General features: G+C 42.3%; 1 protein-coding gene. It reads right to left on the bottom strand.

Annotated features, from left to right (window positions below):
* Positions 1-163: 163 nt before the first annotated feature.
* Positions 164-965 (bottom strand): hypothetical protein (locus H5T41_11365; protein ID MBC7109357.1); only part of this gene is annotated, 802 nt, incomplete at its 5' end.

The following is a 965-nucleotide window of genomic DNA, read 5'->3' as shown; positions in this document are numbered from 1 at the left end:
GAGGCTCGAAACGCACACAATCCGTAGAGAGAATTATTCTCTGCAGTTGGTACGAATCCAGCGGGTGTTCCATTTGTCGTTTGATAAATAGTTCCTTGGAAACAGGGTTGGTATTGAATTGTAAATCGGTAAGTCGGGTATTTAATCAGTGCGATGACTTAGTCTACACTGACGACCGAATTTCCCTTGGATTTTGAGGGGCTGCCTCAGGCGATCCTAGGGTATAAGTGTTAATACACACGCCTCTTCCGCTAGCAGCAGTACAACTCTCCTTGTTGAATTCGGTTTTTTGCCGGAGGGTTGCAAGATCACACTTGCGGGGTAGATAATTTCCACCAGAGCAGAATGGTTCGAGATACCGTGAATAGGGTAACAACCGAAAATTGTTGATTCCCAATTCATAGCATTTCTTACTTATCTCTCCAGTCCATCGTTCAAATACATCTTGTGGATGCATTGCCAACTCCTTAAACACATCGGTAACTGTGTCGGATTGCTCCAACAAATTATCAACATGTTTATCACTGGTCCAATTAAGCATGTCCAACCTTGTTTCCAAGGGTGCGGGGCACACGTAACGGGGTAGTATTTGTCCATTGATCTTAACCAAAGCAAATGCTCGCTTTAAAAAGCTCACATCCTTAATGGTTTTTCGTTTGTCGTAATCGGTTCCTTTGTCTGCAGTCGTATAAATCATTCCAAAACTATCGAAAGCTTCAACCAAATTTCTCATGTTGAAAAACTCCTTCAATTTTGGATTAATTGCCAAGACATTGTCATCACCGTATGTAATCACTCTCACATTCTCTTCAAAATGCTTAAGATCCTCCATATCAGGTTTGTATTTGCGGGCAAGGTAAAGGTATGAGGCTCGAAACGCACACAATCCGTAGAGAGAATTATTCTCTGCAGTTGGTACGAATCCAGCGGGTGTTCCATTTGTCGTTTGATAAATAGTTCCTTGG

This window comes from Methanomassiliicoccales archaeon (genome assembly GCA_014361295.1).
Lineage (GTDB): Archaea > Thermoplasmatota > Thermoplasmata > Methanomassiliicoccales > JACIVX01 > JACIVX01.
The sequence above is the reverse complement of the archived record's forward strand: the minus strand, read 5'-3'. Positions and strand labels throughout refer to the sequence as shown.